Raw genomic sequence first — 17,998 nt, 5'->3', positions numbered from 1 at the left:
CCGGTCGTTCAGTCTTGTCGAAGCATCCGGGACCCTTCGACAAGCTCAGGGACCCAGGGTGGCGTCAGATGTCGAGGAAGCGGACGTCCTTGGCGTTGCGCTGGATGAAGGTGCGGCGCGATTCGACGTCCTCACCCATCAGCACGCTGAAGATCTCATCGGCGGCCGCGGCATCCTCGATCGTCACCTGACGGAGGGTGCGGGTGGAGTGATCCATCGTGGTCTCCCACAGCTCCTTGGCGTTCATCTCGCCGAGACCCTTGTAGCGCTGGATGCCCGCATCCTTCGGGATGCGCTTGCCGTTGTCGAGGCCGTACTTGAGCAGCGCGTCGCGCTCGTCATCGCTGAACACGTATTCGTGCGGCGAGTTCGACCACTTCAGGCGGTACAGCGGCGGCATCGCGAGGTACACGAAGCCGGCCTCGATGAGTCCGCGCATGTAGCGGAAAAGCAGGGTGAGCAGCAGCGTCGTGATGTGCTGGCCATCGACGTCGGCATCCGCCATCAGGACGATCTTGTGATAGCGGGCCTTCTCGATGTCGAAGTCCTCGCCGATGCCCGTGCCGAAGGCCTGGATCATCGCCTGGACCTCTTTGTTGCCGAGGGCCTTGTCGAGGCGCGCGCGCTCGACGTTGAGGATCTTGCCGCGGAGCGCCAGGATCGCCTGCGTGTGCGGGTCGCGACCCTGCACCGCGGAACCGCCGGCCGAGTCACCCTCGACGAGGAAGATCTCGCTGATCGACGGGTCCTTGCTCGTGCAGTCCTTGAGCTTGTCGGGCATCGCGGCCGACTCGAAGACGCTCTTGCGACGCGCGGTCTCCCGTGCCTTTCGAGCCGCCAGGCGCGCGGTCGCCGCATCGATCGCCTTGCGGATGACGTTCTTCGCCTGGCTCGGGTTGCGCTCGAACCAGTCGCCGAGCTGATCGCCGACGACCTTCTGCACGAACGCCTTCGCCTCGGTGTTGCCGAGCTTGGTCTTGGTCTGTCCCTCGAACTGCGGCTCGCCGAGCTTGATCGAGATGACGGCGGTGAGCCCCTCGCGCACGTCGTCGCCCGAGAGGTTGTCGTCCTTCTCCTTGAGCAGGTTGTTCGCGCGCGCGTACTTGTTGACCAGGGTGGTCAGTGCGGCGCGGAAGCCCTCTTCGTGAGTTCCACCCTCGTGCGTGTTGATGGTGTTCGCGTAGGTGAAGACGTTCTCGGTGTACGAGGTGGTCCACTGCATCGCGACCTCGAGCGAAATCTTGCGCTCGGTGTCCTCGGACTCGAACGCGATGATCTCCTCGGTGACGACCTCGGCGTGACGCACCTTGTTGAGGTACTCGACGTAGTCGACGAGTCCGCGCTCGTAGAAGAAGACGTCGCCGGGCTGCTTCTCGATCGTCTGCCCGTTCTCCTCGATCTCGTAGGTCGAGGACGGACGCTCATCGCTCAGCTCGATGCGGAGTCCCTTGTTGAGGAACGCCATCTGCTGGAAGCGCGTGCGCAGGGTGTCGTAGTCGTACTCGGTCGTCTCGGTGAAGATCGATCCATCGGCCCAGAAGGTGATCGCGGTTCCGGTCTCGTCGGTCGCCTCGCCCTTCTCGAGCTGCTGCTGCGGGGCGCCGCCGTCGGCGAAGCTGTGCCGCCAGACGAAGCCCTTCTGCTTGACCTCGACCTCGAAGCGCGTCGACAGCGCGTTCACGACCGAGGAGCCGACGCCGTGCAGACCGCCCGAGACGGCGTAGGCGCCGCCGCCGAATTTGCCACCGGCGTGCAGGATCGTGAGGACGACCTCGACGGTCGACTTGGTCGGGTCGGAGGAGTGCGGATCGACGGGAATGCCGCGGCCGTTGTCGACCACGCGCACGCCACCGTCGGCGAGGAGGGTCACCAGGATCGTGTCGGCGTAGCCGGCCAGCGCCTCATCGACCGAGTTGTCGACGATCTCGTAGACCAGGTGGTGCAGACCGCGCGGACCGGTGGACCCGATGTACATACCGGGGCGCTTGCGCACGGCCTCGAGGCCCTCGAGGATCTGGATCGAGTCGGCCCCGTATTCGGGGAGATCGCCCGCGGGTGCGTTCGATGTTCCTCCGGTCGCACCCGTCGAAGGGTCGGGGGTTCCCCCGGTGGTCGATTCGGACTCGTCGGCGGGGGATTCAGGCGTCATCAGAAGACATTCTCCACATCGATATTGCGAACTCCCAGTCTAGCCGGGTTTTCTCTCGAAATATCGCTCAACGGCCGCGTGTGGGCCTCTGAGAGGTTTTACCCCCTTGCATGGTGCCCTACCCGTAGGTATCGCGCGGGCCCCGCCCTGGAACGACTCTGGGACCCCATTTCCAGGAGGGGACGTCCGGTCCGATGAAGCGCAGGTTCTCGACGCCGGCATCCGGATACCGTCGTCCGATCTCGGTGAGGATGGTCGCCCGCATGTACTGCAGGTTCTTCGCCCACGCGGTGGAATCGCACTTCACCGTCAGCAGCCCGCGCTCCAGCGAGACCGGTTCCGAGTGCTTCGCCGTATCGGCACCGGCGAGATCGGCCCATTGCCGCACCAGGTCCTCCCGGGCGAGGGTGATCTGCCAACCGGAGTCGCGGCTGAGCTTGTCGAGCACGGCGCCGAGGGCACCGGGGTCGCGGCCGGGAGCGAACGGGGCGTTCTCGTCGTCGATCGAGACGCGCTTCTTCTTGCGCCAGTTCTTGGCGCTGGGCTTGAGTCCCCGCAGACGCAGATAGGTCGCCACCGTCTCGGGCGCTTCGGGGGCGGAGGTCTCGGATGCCGGAACGGATGCCGGATTCACGATGTCGTTCATTCGTCGCCCCCCGACCGCTCGTCGCTGATGGTTCCCGCGGTGATCCGCACGACGTGCGCATGCAGCACCTCGGGGATATCCTCCTCCACGGCCGCGGTCACCACCACCTGCTCGTAGCCCGCCGTGAGCGCAGCGAGCCGCTGACGACGGTCGGCATCGAGCTCGGCGAAGACGTCGTCGAGGATCAGCACCGGGTCGCCGGCCGGGGATTCGCTGCGCAGCAGCTCGGCCGAGGCGAGACGCAGCGCGAGCGCGACGGACCAGGATTCGCCGTGCGAGGCGTAGCCCTTCACCGGGAGCGAGCGGACGCGCAGCACCAGATCGTCTCGATGCGGACCCGTCAGCGTGAGACCGCGATCGAGCTCGTTCGAGCGCTTCGACGCGAGCGACGCGCGGAACTGCTCGGCGACGGCCGCCGGCGTCACGGCATCCTCGGACGCGGTGGCGGCATCGTCTTCGTCTTCTTCGGGATCCCCGCCGCGGATCGACAGCGCCCACTCGAGCTGGGGTCTATGATCGGCACCCGCGATCGCGGCGTACGCATCGGCGACCGGTTGCTGCAGGTCGTTGGCCAGGCGCTGGCGCGCGACGATGATCTCGGAGCCGAGCGCGACCAGCTTGTCGTCCCAGACGTCGAGAGTGCTCAGTCCCTCACCCCGGATGCCGCGGGCCCGGGCCGACTTCAGCAGCGCGTTGCGCTGCTTGAGCACACGGTCGTAGTCCGCGAGCACGGCGGCGAGGCGAGGCGTGCGCTGGATGAGCAGCTGGTCGACGAAACGGCGGCGCGACGACGGGTCGCCACGCACGATCTGAAGATCCTCCGGGGCGAAGAGCACGACGTGCGCGTAACGCGGCAGCTCGTTGGTCTTCGACGGGGAGCCGTTGATGCGCGCCTTGTTCGAGCCCTGCCGATTCACCTGGACCTCGGCGAGCACCTTGCGCTCCCCGTGCGAGAGTCGCGCGCGGATGATCGCGAACTCCTGTCCGTCGCGCACCATGGGGGCATCGGACGAGACCCGGTGCGAGCCCAGCGTGGCGAGGAAGACCACGGCTTCGGCGAGATTCGTCTTTCCCTGCCCGTTCCGGCCGACCAGGACGTTCGGTCCGCGGTGCAGAGCGAGTTCGGCGGTCGCGTAATTGCGGAAATCCACCAGACTCAGATGCTCCACGATCACGGAGTCAGCCTACCTTCGGGGTCGGACATCTTCCCCGGCGGAGCCGGACCGGCGACTGCCCGAGCTGTTCGAGCAGTCGCCGGTCGTGGATCACGGCAGCGGGCCGTAGAGCGACGGCGCCGTGCGGGCATCCGTCGCCTGCTCGAACGCGTACGCCAGACCGAGGAGGGTTCCCTCGTCGAAGTCGCGTCCGAGGAACTCGAGGTTCACGCCGCTGCCGGGCAGCGTCTCACCCGCGATCGTCTGCCCCATCGGCACGGTGACCGACGGCATCCCGGTGTTCGGGCTCAGCCGCATGTTGGTTCCCTGGGTCCCGTAGGCGTTCGTGCTCGGGTAGACGATCGCGTCGAGGTCGAGATCCTCCATCATCTGCGTCACGAGCGTCTTGCCGGCCGCGAGCTGCACGGTGTGCGTACCGGTCTCGCCCGCCCAGCCCTGGTAGGTCGCTTCGGTGACCGCATTGCGCGCGACGTAGATCGACCGCCGCGAGGTGACGAAGCTGTTCGTCGCGAGGATGTCGGTCAGAGTGCGCGCCTCGACATCGGGGCCGAGATGCGTGGCGATGTACTCGTCGAGATCGTGGAGGAACTCGTTCGTCGACCCGGAGCCCTCGTTCAGAACGGCGGAGAACCCCGACGGAGGAGTGATCGGCACCACGGTCGCGCCCTGCGCGGTCAGCGCTGCGGTCGCCTCGGAGAAGAGTCGCACGGTGCCGGCGTTGGTTCCCACCATCGACGAGACGTAGCCGATCCGCGCGCCCTGGAGCGCATCCGCGTCGAGGAACGACGTGTACGACTCGGGCACGAGGCCCTCCTGTCGTGCGGTGACGGGATCGGCGTCATCGACTCCCACCACCGCGTCGAGAGCGACGGCGGCATCGATGACGGAACGGGCCATCGGCCCACCGGTGTCCTGCGAGAGGGCCAGCGGGATGATGCCGTCGCGGCTGGCCAGACCCACCGTGGGGCGGACACCCACGAGCTGGTTGTACGACGACGGGACACGGATCGACCCACCCGTGTCGGTGCCGAAGCCGATGCCGGCGAGGTTCGCGGAGATCGCGGCTCCCGTGCCACCGCTGGATCCGCCGGCCGTCCGCGTCGTGTCGTACGGGCTCGCCACGAGTGACGTCGCTCCCGGCTCCTGGAACGAGGAGAACTCCGAGACGAATCCGTAGGCGAACTCGTCGAGGCTGGCCTTCGCGAGGATCACGGCGCCGTCGCTGCGGAGTCCGCGCACCATCGACGCGTCGGTCGCGGTCTGGTTCTCGTTCCAGCAGGCGCATCCACCGGTGGTGACCATGTCGACCGTGTCGTAGTTGTCCTTCAGCGCGATCGGCACGCCCAGCAGCATGCTCGTCATGCCGTCGGATGCACGGATCTGGTCAGCCGCAGCCGCATCGGCGAGGGCCTTCTGGTTCACCGTGATGATCGAGTTGAGCGGACGGCTTCCGCCGGGCACGACCGTGCGGTCGTACGCGGCGATCCGGTCGAGGTACTCCTGAGTGATGCTCTGGGAGGTCGCGACTCCCGCATTCATCGCCGCCTGCATGTCGATCACGGATGCTTCGACGAGCTCGAAGGGACCGTCGTCGTAGATGATCCGCTGCGAGAGATCGGCGAGATCGAGGATCGTGAGCTCGCCGTCGGCATCGGTATCGAGGACGGCCACTCGGGACCAGTCCGGCGACGACGCCGTGAGACCGAGGGATTCGGCGGCGACGGACAGATCCGCGGCCGTCACCATCTCATCACCGGTCACGTCGAGCTCGCTGTAGTACGGCGGGAGGCTGACGGTGGCCGGTGCCGCCGCCGTCGCTGCTCCGCTCGCCATCCCGGCCGCGACGATCGTGGAACCCACGACCGAGACGGCGGCGACGATCCGCAGGGTGGTCTTCTTCACAGTGGTGTCTCTCCTGGTTCTCGGCTTCTCTGCTCGGGTGTCGTGCGCGGTCATCGGGTCCTCCGTCGAACGGCGATGACGGTGCCCGCCGCGATGGCGGCGATGGCTCCCGCACCGAGGATCAGCCAGGGTGCGGCATCCGCGCCCGTGACGGCGAGCGAGCCGTCCGTCGTCGTGCCCGATCCGGAACCGGAACCGGAACCCGAACCCGATCCGGAACCGGTGTCGGTATCGCCGCCGTCGGAGCCACCATCGGAGCCTCCGTCACCGGGCCCCGGCTCCGTGTCCTCATCGGCGGTGATCTCCACCGTCGTCGACGTGCCCGGCGCATCGGAATCGACCGTCGACGATGCGGTGCTCGAGTCGACGATGCGTCCGTTCGCGATGTCGAGCGAGGCGTCGCCCGCCTCGAGTGCGGTGAAGGTGAGTGTGACCAGGGTCTGTGTGCCGGTCAGACCGGGGGAGGTGCCGAGCCGGGTCGCGGCGACCGCGATCTCACTGCCCGAGTCGGTCGCCGATCCGAAGCCGCCGGTCGGGAGGATCTCGCTGTCGGCGACGAACGCGAGCAGGTCGGGGTCGTAGGCGATGTCGAGCTCGTACGCGTAGGCGTCGACCAGACCGGTGAACACCGCGCTGACGGTGATCGTGTCACCGACGGACACCGACGTCGGAGCGGCGGTGAGGGTGGCGGTTTCGTACGAGTCGGGCACGACCACGGCCGAGGCGGGTGATGCCGCACCGAACGCGAGCAGCGTCGCGGCCGTGAATGCGACGCCGGATGCGAGCTCTCGCAACCGGCGGAATCGGGCAGGGGGGATCTCGGGCATGCGGAGCGTCTTTCGTCTGGAGAGACGAGCTCGGCTGCACGGCTACGCGGAGCAGCCGTGCTCAGGGGGTACGGCTGACTCTCGCAGTCGGGTGTTTCGCATTCTGAGCGCTATGGTTTCCGGCGCGTAACGGCCGGATCCGGGGCTCAGCGCAGGCGGCTCAGCGCAGCAGGAGGTTCGGCTGCAGGAGGTACTTGAACGAGTCGAGACCCGCCTGGTCGACCGAGGTCTGGCTCGTGATCAGCACGGGGCTGAGCTTGTTGGCGTTGTCGCTCGAGGTGAACGTGACGCGCACGAACTCGCTCTTCACGGCGCCGAGCGCCTCGATCAGGTACTGCGGGTTGAGGCCGAGCACGACCTCTTCGCCACCGGAGAGGATCGCGTCGACCGACTCGGAGGCGCGAGCGTGCTCGCTGCCCGAGGCATCCATCGTCACGCTGTCGCTCGAGAACGTGAACCGCAGCGGAGCCGCGCGATCGAGAACGAGGGCGACACGACGCACGGCCTCGATGAGGTCGGCGGTGTTGACGACCGCGTAGTGCTCGGTCTGCTCGGGGAACAGGCGGCGCACGGGCGGGAAATTGCCCTTGATCAGCAGCGAGGTCACGGTCTTGTTGCCCGCGGTGAATGCGATGATCTCGCGATCGCCGGCACCCGAGAACGCGATCTGGATGGTTCCGGCGTGGCCGAAGGTCTTCCCGACCTCGACGAGCGTGCGGGCGGGGACGAGTGCGGTCTGATCGGCAGCGGATTCGCCGTCCCACGGCACGTCTCGGAGCGATACGCGGTAGCGGTCGGTCGCGACGAGACTCAGACTCTGGCCCGATACCTCGAGCTGCACACCCGTGAGCACCGGGGTGACATCGTCACGCGAAGCGGCGAAGCCGACCTGGGCGATCGCGGTGCCGAAGTCGTCGGCCGGGACGACACCGGAGGAGCCGGCGACCTCGGGGATCGACGGGTACTCCTCGACGGGCATGGCCGCGAGGGTGAATCGGGCGGATCCGCAGGTGACCGTGATGCCGCCGTCTTCCTCGACCGCGATCTCGATGGGAGCGTTCGGCAGACGGCTGGCGATGTCGGAGAGCAGACGGCCGTGCACGAGGATCGTGCCGGGGGTGTCGACGGTGGCCTCGATCGTGGTGCGGGCGGATGCCTCGTAGTCGAAGGCCGAAAGGGTCAGACCTGAACCGTCCGCCTCGATCAGCACTCCGGCGAGGATCGGCTGCGGGTTGCGCTGCGGCAGCAGCTTGACGACGAACGACACTGCCTCGCTGAAGACATCGCGGTTGACCTGAAACCTCACGGGTGCTCCCTTGTCGTCGATCTAGGACGGTGTCGTCGGTACTGCTGCGAGGTGGGCCCACCGCAGGGCTTCCCATGCTAGCCCCAGAGACCTTCGGATCCCTACGCCGACGGGAATCTGTCGTTCGGGGTGGTTCTCCCCACCGTCTGGTGATCGGATCGCGCCTTAACCGGGTTAACTCCTTAACGGTGTTAACAGCTGTGGATACTGTGGATAACTCGGTGGATAGTAGTCGCGAGTAGGGAACTACACGCTTGTCAGTTGTGGAATCCCTGAGGAAACCGCGGGTTCGAGGCATCCGACCGTCCGGTCCGTCCCCCGAAGTTATCCACAGGTTTGGGTCTTCGGACCTCATTCATCCCGATGTGATTCACAACCATCCACAAGTTATCCACATGTGCATAGAGGCATTTATCGGATGCCGCGGATCGTCGTCAAGTCGGAAAAAGGGGGACACGACCCGCGAACGGATGCCGTGTCCCCCTTCTCGAGGCGCTTACTGCGGTGCGAGCGGTCAGCGTCGACCGAGCTGCGTGGTGATCTCGGTCACCTGGTTGTAGATGGAGCGTCGCTCCTTCATGAGGTCGCTGATCTTCTTGTAGGCGTACATCACCGTGGTGTGGTCGCGGTTGCCGAACAGCTGACCGATCTTCGGCAGCGAGAGACTCGTGCGCTCCCGGCAGAGGTACATGGCGATCTGACGCGCAGTCGCGATCTGCTGCGAGCGGCTCGATCCGTACAGGTCGTCGACCGTGAGCTTGAAGTACTGAGCGGTCGCGGTGATGATGTCGGTTGGCGAGATGATGTTGTCCTCCGCCGTGTCGACGATGTCTCGCAGCACCGTCTGGGCGAGGGAGATGTCGAGCGCCGAGCGGTTCAGGCTCGCGAAGGCCGAGACGCGGATGAGTGCGCCCTCGAGTTCGCGGATGTTCGACGACACCACGGTCGCGATGTACTCGAGCACCTCGTCGGGGATGTGGAGGGCCTCGCTCTGAGCCTTCTTGCGCAGGATGGCGATACGGGTCTCGAGGTCGGGCGCCTGCACGTCGGTGATCAGACCCCACTCGAAGCGGCTGCGCATGCGGTCCTCGAAACCGGTGAGGTGCTTCGGTGCGACGTCGCTCGTGATCACGACCTGCTTGTTGTGGTCGTGAAGGGTGTTGAAGGTGTGGAAGAACGCTTCCTGCGTCTCGGCGCGACCCTGCAGGAACTGGATGTCGTCGATGAGCAGGATATCGACCTCGCGGTAGCGCGCCTGGAACGCGGCGCCGCGGTTGTTCGCGATCGAGTTGATGAAGTCGTTCGTGAACTCCTCGCTCGAGACGTAGCGCACCTTGACCCCCGCATAGAGGGATTGTGCGTAGTCGCCGATCGCGTGGAGGAGGTGGGTCTTGCCCAGCCCCGAGTCGCCGTAGATGAAGAGCGGGTTGTACGCCTTGGCCGGCGCCTCGGCCACGGCGACCGCCGCCGCGTGCGCGAAACGGTTGGACTGACCGATGACGAAGTTGTCGAACGTGTACTTGGGGTTGAGGCGCGACTCGTGGCGCAGCGGGGTGGGCTGCTCCATCGGCGACTCGACCCGAACGTTCTCCTGTCGCCCGAAGTCGGCGACGGCGATGGGGGCGGTGGGCTGCTCGGCGAGCTCGTGGTTGACCACGACGCGGAAAGAGGTGACCTCTTCACCGATATGGGTGAGGGCCTCCATGATCGGCAGCCGCAGACGCTTGTTGATCTGTGCGGCGGTGAGGTCGTTGGGCACCTCGAGATAGAGGGTGGCCGACATGACCCCTGCCGGGACGGCGAGACTCAGGAAGCCCTGCAGCTGCGGCGTGACCCGATCGTCATCGACCAGCAACTCCTGCACCGTGGTCCAGATCGGGACGTCGGGCTGGGCAGGTGAGGACATGACGCTCCGGGCGGGGATCGGTGAGGGGCTGCGAGACGCGGGTCGCCCCTGTGGATAACTACGGATGCCAACGGTAGTCATCGCAGCCGGGAACGGCAACCTGCCCTGGAAAATCAACGCGCGTGTTGTGTCACGCCCGGCGTTCGAGGTTGTGGATAATGGCTGTGCGGTACTCACCGATCCACCGCGGCGAAGCGCGCAGATTTGCTCTGTGCGCCGCCGCGACGTACCCTTAGTCGGTTGACTTATGCCTTTTCGGCAGTTCCCAAAATTGTCTCCGGTCGCAGTGAATCCGGTGGCAGCATTCCCGGAGTGATCTTATGAGCAAGCGCACCTTCCAGCCCAACAACCGTCGTCGCGCCAAGAAGCACGGCTTCCGCGCCCGTATGCGTACCCGTGCGGGTCGTGGCATCCTCGCCGCGCGTCGTGCGAAGGGCCGCACCGAGCTCTCCGCGTAATCCGCTGTGCTCGCCCGCGCCTATCGGCTGACCCGCGGGAGCGACTACCGGTTGGTCGTTCGTCGCGGTTCACGCTGTGGCGGGGCGCGCGTCATCACCTCGATGATGACGACGGATGAGAGCAGGGCCGCGCGTTTCGGCTTCATCATCAGCAAGCAGGTCGGCGGGGCGGTGGTTCGAAACACCGTGCGGCGTCGACTCAAAGCTGTGTGCGCCGAAGCGCTGTCTCGCGTACCCCAGGGCACGGATGTCGTCATCCGTGCCCTTCCTTCGTCCGCGACCGCGACCTACGCCGAGCTCCAGGCCGATGTCGAGCGCTGCTTCTCCCGACTCGCACCGACGGACGCGCGATGACCGCGCTGCCGGCATCCTCCATCGGGACGGGACACCTGCACACGGGTGATCTGATGCGCAGCATCCCGTTGATCCCGCGCAATCTCGTGCTCGGGTTCCTCACCGGGTACCGCAGGGTGATCTCCCCGATGTACGGAGATGTCTGCGCGTACTACCCGTCCTGTTCGGCTTACGCTGTAGGTGCGGTGCAACAGCACGGTGCCGTGCGGGGAACACTGCTCTCGGCATGGCGCATCCTCCGTTGCAATCCCTGGACCCGCGGGGGCGTCGACGACGTGAAACCGCACGAACACTTCCGCCACGACCTGACCGCCCATGGTTTCGTCGTTCCCGCTCGAAAGGACTGACCGGTGGGTCTCGACCTTCTGTTCGCCAGCGTCTCACCGTCGCCGGCCCCCTCCTCCGGAGGTTTCGATCTGATCGGAACCATCCTCTGGCCGCTCAAGTGGCTGGTCGAGCTGGTGCTCGTCGCCTGGCACTGGCTGTTGACCGCCGTCGGCCTGCCGGCAGCGTCGGGCATCACCTGGGTCCTGTCGATCGTCGGTCTCGTCATCGTGGTGCGTGCTGCTCTGATCCCGCTCTTCGTGAAGCAGATCAAGAGCCAGCGAAAGATGATGGAAATCGCTCCTGAACTGCGGAAAGTCCAGGAGAAGTACAAGGGCAAGCGCGACCAGCTCAGCCGTGAGGCCATGAGTCGCGAGACGATGGCCCTGTACAAGAAGCACGGCACGACGCCGATGTCGAGCTGTCTCCCGCTCCTCGTGCAGATGCCGGTCTTCTTCTCGCTCTTCAGCGTGCTCAGCGATGTCACCAAGCACCACGCGGCCGGCATCGGCGGTGTGGGCCTGCTCAACGCCGAGCTCACCGAGCAGTTCTACGACGCGAAGCTCTTCGGTGTCGCCTCGCTGCACGAGACGCTGGGCAACGCGGTCGACGCCGGTAACACCACGGCGATCATCATCCTGGTCACGCTCGTGGTGCTCATGATCGGTTCGCAGTTCTTCACCCAGCTGCAGATCATCTCGAAGAACCTGTCGCCCGAGGCCAAGACCGGCCAGGCGTACCAGATGCAGAAGATCATGCTCTACGTTCTGCCGCTGGGCTTCATCTTCTCGGGCATCTTCTTCCCGCTCGGCGTCGTCGTGTACTGGTTCATCTCGAACCTGTGGACGATGGGGCAGCAGTTCCTCGTCATCCGCGAGATGCCGACGCCCGGCTCCGAAGCAGCCAAGGCCCGCGAGGAGCGCCTCGCTCGCAAGGGCAAGGCGATCGACTCCTCGGGCAAGGTCGTTCCGATGGCCGCGTACGAGGCCGAGCAGAAGCGTCTGTTCGACGAGGCGGAGAAGGCCAAGGCCGAAGCCCCGAAGCGTCAGCAGCCGGTGGGCAAGAAGCGCGCGAAGAAGAAGGGCTCCTGATGAGCGAGAGCGTGACCGAGAACGTCGAGCCAACGGTGGCCGAGCTCGAGAACGAGGGCGACATCGCCGCGGATTACCTCGAGGAGCTGCTCGACATCGCCGACATCGACGGCGATCTGAATCTCGATGTTCGTCAGGGACGTGCGTACGTCTCGGTCGAGGCGGAGGGCGACGGGCTCAGCCTCCTGTCGGCTCCCGACACGGTTCAGGCATTGCAGGAGCTCACGCGCCTCGCCGTGCAGAGCAAGACCGGATCGTTCTCCCGCCTGATCCTCGACATCGGCGGTTCGCGCGACACGCGTCGTCGTCAGCTCGAGACGCTGGTGGATGCCGCTGCAGCGAAGCTCGACGAGGGTGCGTCTCAGGCGTCGCTGCCCTCGATGTCCAGCTACGAGCGGAAGCTCGTACACGACATCGCGGCGGAACGTGGACTCGTCTCCGAGTCGTACGGCGAGGGCGCGGACCGTCACACGGTTCTGCGCCGTCGCTGACATCGAACGATCGATGTCGGATGTACTCGGCATGAGTGGGCTCGAGGCGGAACCGGCCGTTGCGGCCACGCTCTTCGGTGATCGGATCGACACCGCACGTGCCTTCACCGACGCCCTCGCCCGTGAGGGAGAACAGCGTGGTCTGATCGGCCCGTTGGAACTGCCGCGACTGTGGACGCGTCACATTCTGAACAGCGCGATCGCCGCACCTCTCTTCCACGGCCGTGTCGCCGACATCGGCTCTGGAGCGGGACTTCCGGGTCTGGTGCTGGCGATCGCCCGACCGGATGTGCACTGGACCCTCATCGAGCCCATGGAACGACGCGTGACGTGGTTGACCGAGCAGGTCGACGAGCTCGGCCTCGAGAACGTGGACATCCTGCGCGCTCGTGCCGAGGATGTGGGTCGACCCGGCGCCTTCGACGTGGTCACCGCGCGTGCCGTCAGCGCTCTGCGCACACTGCTCCCTCTCACTGCCCCGCTCGTGCGCGATGGGGGAGAGGTGACTCTCCTCAAGGGGATGAACGCGGCGAACGAGATCGACGCCGCGCAGAAGCAGATCAAGAAGTACAAGCTCAGCGACGTGCGAGTGGAGGTGCTCGGTGAGGGCGTTCTCCCGGAGATCACCCGCGTGATCCGGGCCTTCGTACGCGCCTGAGCGCGGATGTTTCACGTGAAACATCGCATCGCCGAGGGAGGGGTCACGCCTGAGGTCGACGATGTTTCACGTGAAACGTCGCGCGGATTCGCTTTAGATCAGAGTGTTCGCGGTCGGGAGGGTATCGACATGGGCTGGACGTTGCGCACGAGCACATCGACCGATGCGGCGTGGATGGCCGAGCTGCGCGCCGTGGTGATGCGTCCGGATCTCGAGCGACTCGACAGGTACGACCCGACCTGGGTGCGTGAACGCTTCCTGAGGGCTTTCGTGCCGGAGAACACCTGGGTCATCGTCCTCGATGGGCGCGACGTGGGATCCGTTGCCGTTCGCGACGAGCCGGATGCCGTATGGATCGAGCACTTCTATCTGGACCCGAACGTGCAGGGCAAGGGTGTGTGGGGACTGCGGTGCTCACTCACGTTCTCGAGAAGCATGACACCGGGCTCCCTTTGCGCCTCAACGTGCTGCAGGGGAGTGCCGCTCGGCGTCTCTATGAGCGTCATGGGTTCAGGCTCGAGAGCGAGGATGCCGTGGACGTCTTCATGGTTCGTGGGGGAGTGGAGTCCTCGTAGTTCTGCTGTTTCACGTGAAACGTCGGTGACTGCTTTCGTGCGTTTCTTGTGGGTGTGGAGGCGGCGTACTCCCTTCGTTCGCAGAGCGGGGACCCTCCCGCTTCGCGGGCCCCTCCCGATGCTCACTCCCGGGAGTACGCCACCTCCACACGGTGGCTTGTAGGCCTGTGCGAGCAGGGAGGAGCGGGCGCTGACGGCCTCTGGACATCTGTGTTTCACGTGAAACATCGTTCTCGATGAAGATCGTCGTCTCCACTGCGAAGACGTTGGGAGTGGCAGGGTTGGTCGGTTGGGTTGCGGCTCTTAGGTACTTCCCGCTCGTTGAGGAGAGCTTGAGGCGTTGCTGCTTCGCGAGCTCGTGCCGATGCTCAGGCGAGCGAGCGGCACCAACCTCACGCAATCTGGTGCAGCAGCGCGCGGAGGGCGAGTGCGTTGAGGGCTGCTGGTGTCGGATGGCTTTGTTTCACGTGAAACATCTGGTTAGAAAGCCCGATCAGAGGGTTTGAGGCAGCTGGTGCGCAGTGGTGGTGTTCCCTTCGCTTGTGACTTCGTTCGCTTCTTCTTGTTTCATGTGGCCCACTCGCGCAGTGATGGCGGGGGTCGCTGGGCCGCGGGTCGCGCGACGATAGGTCCTGGAGCACCCAGTCACCTCTGCGGTCCACGTCACCTGTCGTTGCGCGTTGCGCCGTTCCCGGGGCTCTGAGGGCGATGTTCCACGTGAAACATGTGGTGCTGCGGCCGGGATAGCGACGAACAAATTGAGGGAGTGTGGGGAGGTGTGGGGACTGGTGGCACTCGTTTCGGCCCTTCGCCTTGCTTCCCTTCGCCTTGCGCCGCGCCACTTCGCGCCTTCCGCCCCACCCCTCGTAGGAGAGCTCGGTGAACCGGAACGAAACGCGGCAAGCCGGCATGAAACGAGGCATGGGGATGCGAAGCGAGGCAAGCGGGATGACGCGAAGCGGGATCGCTCAAAGCAAGACGCAGCGAGGCGAAGCGGGACGAGGGGGACGCCGGGGGGACGCGGGGGACGCGGGGAAGGGCACGGCGGGAGGCGGCGGGGCGGCGGTACGGCACGGGCGGACGGGGCGGGGCGGGCGCCGCGTTGCGGGCTACCGCTGCCGTCTGGGGGAGTGCCCCACTTCCTTTCGGCGGAAGCAATCGGTGATGATCAAAGGCTCGAAGCGCCGCAGCTTGGGCCCATCTGAACTTGTTTCACGTGAAACATACGATTCCTCATCGCCGAGACGGCGGCCGGGGACTGGCGAGGAGTGCGGAGAACGTGGCGAGGAGTGCGGAGCACGTAGCGAGAGAAGCGGGGAGCGTGGCGAGGGGAGGGGGGAAAGGGGAGAGTGGGGAACGGGGGATGGAGAGTGACGAGAGAGGTACTGCGCGGGGGCGCGTAGCTGACTGTTCCTCGCTGGCGGTCCTTCGTCTCGCTTCGCTCGCTCAGGGACCGTGGGTATCTCTCAGCCCGGGCCCGCTAGACACTCATCCCCCTGTGTTTCACGTGAAACGTGTATTCAGCCGCGGCGGCTAACACTGCACCTGTGCGACTCCGAATAGTCAGGAACCAGCGGAGTCGTCCTCTAGTGAGTATCCACCTACGGCCACAGGAGGGCAGCCGGGCCGTACGGCCAAGGTCCGGCACGCGCCTGGCAGAAGTCACGTCGATGGCAGCCGGCTCCGGTTGCGAGGTCGCGTGACCATACAGACGCAGGCCCGGCACATCGCGCAGGCTGCAACGCGGAGACCAGACCTATGCCTGTCGACGCATCCCCCTTGGAGCCGACATGTTTCACGTGAAACGCTGAGAAGGATAGGACGCCAACCACCCTTGGTTGAGGCAAAGGAGCCGTGTGGAGGTGAAGTACTCCCGGGAGTGAGCATCGGGAGGGGCCCGCGAAGCAGGAGGATCCCCGTTCTGCGAACGAAGGGAGCGCTTCACCTCCACACCCCAGGGACTACTGCACCCCCACACCCCGAAGAGCGCCCGGGAAACCCGAGATACAGCCCTCGACAGCCCTAGGAACCCCATCCTCGGCGTTCCGACGTCGGTCCAAGCGATTAGAGTGGAACGCGGCCCCGAAAGGAGTGGATGTTTCACGTGAAACAGTCCGAAAAGGCATCCCCGAGTGAATCATTCGGGATGGATACACCGCTCGCGCGGGAGCTCGCCGACCTGTCAGCTCGACGTCGTGCTCTGGAGTCCACGAAGGTGGAGTTCTCCGGAGAGACGCGGGTGATGACGGTCTCCAACCAGAAGGGTGGGGTCGGTAAGACCACGACCGCGGTGAACGTGGCTTCGGCCCTCGCCGGACTGGGGGCGAAGGTCCTCGTGATCGACCTCGATCCGCAGGGAAACGCGTCGACGGCGCTCGGAGTTCCACACAATGCGGAGACCGCGAGCATCTACGACGTCCTGATCGAGGGCACGCCCCTCGCTGAGATCGTCCAGCAGAGCCCCGAAGATGAGAACCTCTTCTGCGCGCCGAGCACGATTCACCTCGCCGGCGCCGAGATCGAGCTCGTGGCGCAGGTTGCGCGCGAGCATCGACTGCGCACAGCACTCGACGAGTACCTCAAGAGCACGCCGATGGACTTCGTGATCATCGACTGCCCGCCGTCGCTCGGTCTCCTCACGATCAACGCGTTCACCGCGGCATCCGAGGTCTTCATTCCCATTCAGTGCGAGTACTACGCGCTGGAGGGTCTGAGCCAACTGCTCGGCAGCATCCAGATGATCCAGAAGCACCTGAACCCGGGTCTCCACCTCTCGACGATCCTGTTGACGATGTACGACGGGCGTACCCGCCTGGCGCAGCAGGTGGCTGAAGAGGTGCGCGGTCATTTCCCCGAGCAGGTGCTCGAGACGATGATCCCGCGGTCGGTGCGCGTGTCGGAAGCCCCGAGTTTCGGCCAGACGGTGATCGCCTACGACGGTCAGTCCGCCGGCGCGATCGCGTACCGTGAGGCCGCTGTCGAAATCGCGTCGCGTGCGGCGCAGAGCAAGGAGAAATGATGGCGAAGCGCACTGGTCTGGGCCGCGGAATCGGCGCACTCATCCCCACGGCCGATCAGACGGAGCGTCCGGTCGACGTGTTCTTCCCCGGCTCGAGCATCCGTCCGTCGGAGTCGACGACCACGACCGAGGCACCGGCTGAGGGCGCGGATGCTGCGGACCTCACCGTCGTGCCGGGAATCCACCTCGTGCAGGTCGACCCGAACAAGATCGTCGCCAACCCGCGCCAGCCGCGCACCCACTTCGACGCCGATGATCTCGCCGAGCTGGTGCACAGCGTGCGGGAGTTCGGCGTGCTGCAGCCCGTCGTCGTGCGCACCAACTCCGAGGGCGACTACGAGCTGATCATGGGGGAGCGGCGCACGCGCGCCGCTCGGGAGGCCGGCCTCACCGCCATCCCCGCGATCGTGCGCGAGACCGCCGATGAGGATCTCCTGCGCGACGCGCTGCTCGAGAACCTCCACCGTTCCGAGCTCAACCCTCTGGAAGAGGCATCCGCCTACCAGCAGCTGCTCGAGGACTTCGGCATCACGCAGGAGGAACTCGCGACGCGCATCGGTCGTTCCCGTCCTCAGATCAGCAACACGATCCGTCTGCTCAAGTTGCCGGTGCCCGTGCAGCAGCGTGTCGCGGCGGGCGTGCTGACCGCGGGCCACGCTCGCGCGATCCTCAGCCTCGAGACGCCCGAATCGATGCAGCGCCTCGCCGACAAGGTCGTGAACGAAGACCTCTCGGTGCGCGCGACCGAGGAGGCCGCGAAGACGCAGTGGAGCAGTGGCACCAAGACGACGAAGGCGACGCCGGGAGCGCGCCGCGCCTACCTCGACGAGGTCGCCGGCAAGCTCGGGGATCGCCTCAACACGCGGGTGAAGATCTCCCTCGGCTCGCGCAAAGGCCAGGTCACGATCGATTTCGCCTCGATCCAGGATCTCAACCGCATCCTCAGTGAACTCGGCGAGGAGAGCTACGGCAACTGAGCCGGATCCACCGCAGAGAACCGCGTCCGACCCCCTGAATCTCGGGGAGTCGGGCGCTTTTCTCGTTGACGGCCCTCGATGTCAAGCACCCCCGCGAGATTCTCCGGAGTTCTAGACTCGCTGAGGACGACCCATGGGAG

14 protein-coding genes and 1 pseudogene are annotated in these 17,998 nt (G+C 65.8%); 8 read left to right on the top strand and 7 right to left on the bottom strand.

Features of this window, described 5'->3' with window-relative positions:
• Positions 1-64 precede the first annotated feature (64 nt).
• The 7 genes and pseudogenes from gyrB to dnaA all read right to left on the bottom strand — a co-directional run.
• Positions 65-2,149: a DNA topoisomerase (ATP-hydrolyzing) subunit B gene (gene gyrB / locus ACZ5Y9_RS01575; RefSeq protein WP_247957262.1), complete on the bottom strand. Its 2,085-nt coding sequence runs from the start codon at positions 2,147-2,149 to the stop codon at positions 65-67.
• 118 nt (positions 2,150-2,267) lie between these two features.
• Positions 2,268-2,795 (bottom strand): DciA family protein, encoded by a 528-nt coding sequence (locus ACZ5Y9_RS01570; RefSeq protein ID WP_247633412.1) that lies wholly within the window; start codon positions 2,793-2,795, stop codon positions 2,268-2,270.
• Positions 2,792-3,970 carry a DNA replication/repair protein RecF gene (recF, locus tag ACZ5Y9_RS01565; RefSeq protein WP_404596974.1) on the bottom strand — a complete coding sequence of 393 codons (1,179 nt, stop codon included), beginning with the start codon at positions 3,968-3,970 and terminating at the stop codon, positions 2,792-2,794. The genes ACZ5Y9_RS01570 and recF overlap by 4 nt, the downstream gene beginning before the upstream one ends.
• Positions 3,971-4,060: 90 nt before the next feature.
• Positions 4,061-5,872 (bottom strand): amidase family protein, encoded by a 1,812-nt coding sequence (locus ACZ5Y9_RS01560; protein ID WP_464472071.1) that lies wholly within the window; start codon positions 5,870-5,872, stop codon positions 4,061-4,063.
• 50 nt (positions 5,873-5,922) lie between these two features.
• Positions 5,923-6,699: a cohesin domain-containing protein gene (locus ACZ5Y9_RS01555; RefSeq protein WP_464472070.1), complete on the bottom strand. Its 777-nt coding sequence runs from the start codon at positions 6,697-6,699 to the stop codon at positions 5,923-5,925.
• 160 nt (positions 6,700-6,859) lie between these two features.
• Positions 6,860-8,005: a DNA polymerase III subunit beta gene (dnaN, locus tag ACZ5Y9_RS01550; protein WP_464472069.1), complete on the bottom strand. Its 1,146-nt coding sequence runs from the start codon at positions 8,003-8,005 to the stop codon at positions 6,860-6,862.
• Positions 8,006-8,519: 514 nt separating this feature from the next.
• Positions 8,520-9,794, bottom strand: a pseudogene (dnaA, locus tag ACZ5Y9_RS01545) (chromosomal replication initiator protein DnaA); the annotation flags it as partial.
• Positions 9,795-10,231: 437 nt separating this feature from the next.
• Here dnaA and rpmH point away from each other — a divergent pair.
• From rpmH to ACZ5Y9_RS01505, 8 genes are all read left to right on the top strand, one after another.
• Positions 10,232-10,369 (top strand): 50S ribosomal protein L34, encoded by a 138-nt coding sequence (gene rpmH / locus ACZ5Y9_RS01540; protein ID WP_013584598.1) that lies wholly within the window; start codon positions 10,232-10,234, stop codon positions 10,367-10,369.
• A gap of 6 nt (positions 10,370-10,375) precedes the next feature.
• On the top strand, positions 10,376-10,723 hold the full coding sequence (rnpA, locus tag ACZ5Y9_RS01535; protein WP_247624054.1) for a ribonuclease P protein component: 348 nt from the start codon (positions 10,376-10,378) through the stop codon (positions 10,721-10,723).
• Positions 10,720-11,070: a membrane protein insertion efficiency factor YidD gene (gene yidD / locus ACZ5Y9_RS01530; RefSeq protein ID WP_464472068.1), complete on the top strand. Its 351-nt coding sequence runs from the start codon at positions 10,720-10,722 to the stop codon at positions 11,068-11,070. Before rnpA ends, yidD begins: the two co-directional genes overlap by 4 nt.
• Before the next feature lie 3 nt (positions 11,071-11,073).
• Positions 11,074-12,138 carry a membrane protein insertase YidC gene (gene yidC, locus ACZ5Y9_RS01525; protein WP_336641408.1) on the top strand — a complete coding sequence of 355 codons (1,065 nt, stop codon included), beginning with the start codon at positions 11,074-11,076 and terminating at the stop codon, positions 12,136-12,138.
• Positions 12,138-12,629, top strand: a complete 492-nt coding sequence (locus tag ACZ5Y9_RS01520) for a Jag family protein (RefSeq protein WP_247633419.1) — start codon at positions 12,138-12,140, stop codon at positions 12,627-12,629. Before yidC ends, ACZ5Y9_RS01520 begins: the two co-directional genes overlap by 1 nt.
• A gap of 31 nt (positions 12,630-12,660) precedes the next feature.
• A complete protein-coding gene (gene rsmG, locus ACZ5Y9_RS01515) occupies positions 12,661-13,287 on the top strand; it encodes a 16S rRNA (guanine(527)-N(7))-methyltransferase RsmG (RefSeq protein WP_464472758.1) in 627 nt (208 codons plus the stop codon).
• Positions 13,288-15,957: 2,670 nt separating this feature from the next.
• On the top strand, positions 15,958-16,881 hold the full coding sequence (locus tag ACZ5Y9_RS01510) for a ParA family protein (RefSeq protein ID WP_247624058.1): 924 nt from the start codon (positions 15,958-15,960) through the stop codon (positions 16,879-16,881).
• Complete coding sequence (locus ACZ5Y9_RS01505; protein ID WP_464472067.1) at positions 16,881-17,858, top strand: ParB/RepB/Spo0J family partition protein; 978 nt, start codon at positions 16,881-16,883, stop codon at positions 17,856-17,858. The genes ACZ5Y9_RS01510 and ACZ5Y9_RS01505 overlap by 1 nt, the downstream gene beginning before the upstream one ends.
• The last annotated feature ends 140 nt before the right edge of the window (positions 17,859-17,998 follow it).

Source organism: Microbacterium sp. T3-8 (assembly GCF_055398145.1).
This window is presented reverse-complemented; position numbering and strand designations above follow the sequence as displayed.

Coding starts and splice junctions, on each gene's coding strand:
- gyrB (WP_247957262.1), bottom strand. CDS start 2,149: ATGACGCCTGAATCCCCCGCCGACGAGTCCGAATCGACCACCGGGGGA.
- ACZ5Y9_RS01570 (WP_247633412.1), bottom strand. CDS start 2,795: ATGAACGACATCGTGAATCCGGCATCCGTTCCGGCATCCGAGACCTCC.
- ACZ5Y9_RS01555 (WP_464472070.1), bottom strand. CDS start 6,699: ATGCCCGAGATCCCCCCTGCCCGATTCCGCCGGTTGCGAGAGCTCGCA.
- rpmH (WP_013584598.1), top strand. CDS start 10,232: ATGAGCAAGCGCACCTTCCAGCCCAACAACCGTCGTCGCGCCAAGAAG.
- yidD (WP_464472068.1), top strand. CDS start 10,720: ATGACCGCGCTGCCGGCATCCTCCATCGGGACGGGACACCTGCACACG.
- ACZ5Y9_RS01520 (WP_247633419.1), top strand. CDS start 12,138: ATGAGCGAGAGCGTGACCGAGAACGTCGAGCCAACGGTGGCCGAGCTC.
- rsmG (WP_464472758.1), top strand. CDS start 12,661: ATGAGTGGGCTCGAGGCGGAACCGGCCGTTGCGGCCACGCTCTTCGGT.
- ACZ5Y9_RS01510 (WP_247624058.1), top strand. CDS start 15,958: ATGTTTCACGTGAAACAGTCCGAAAAGGCATCCCCGAGTGAATCATTC.
- ACZ5Y9_RS01505 (WP_464472067.1), top strand. CDS start 16,881: ATGGCGAAGCGCACTGGTCTGGGCCGCGGAATCGGCGCACTCATCCCC.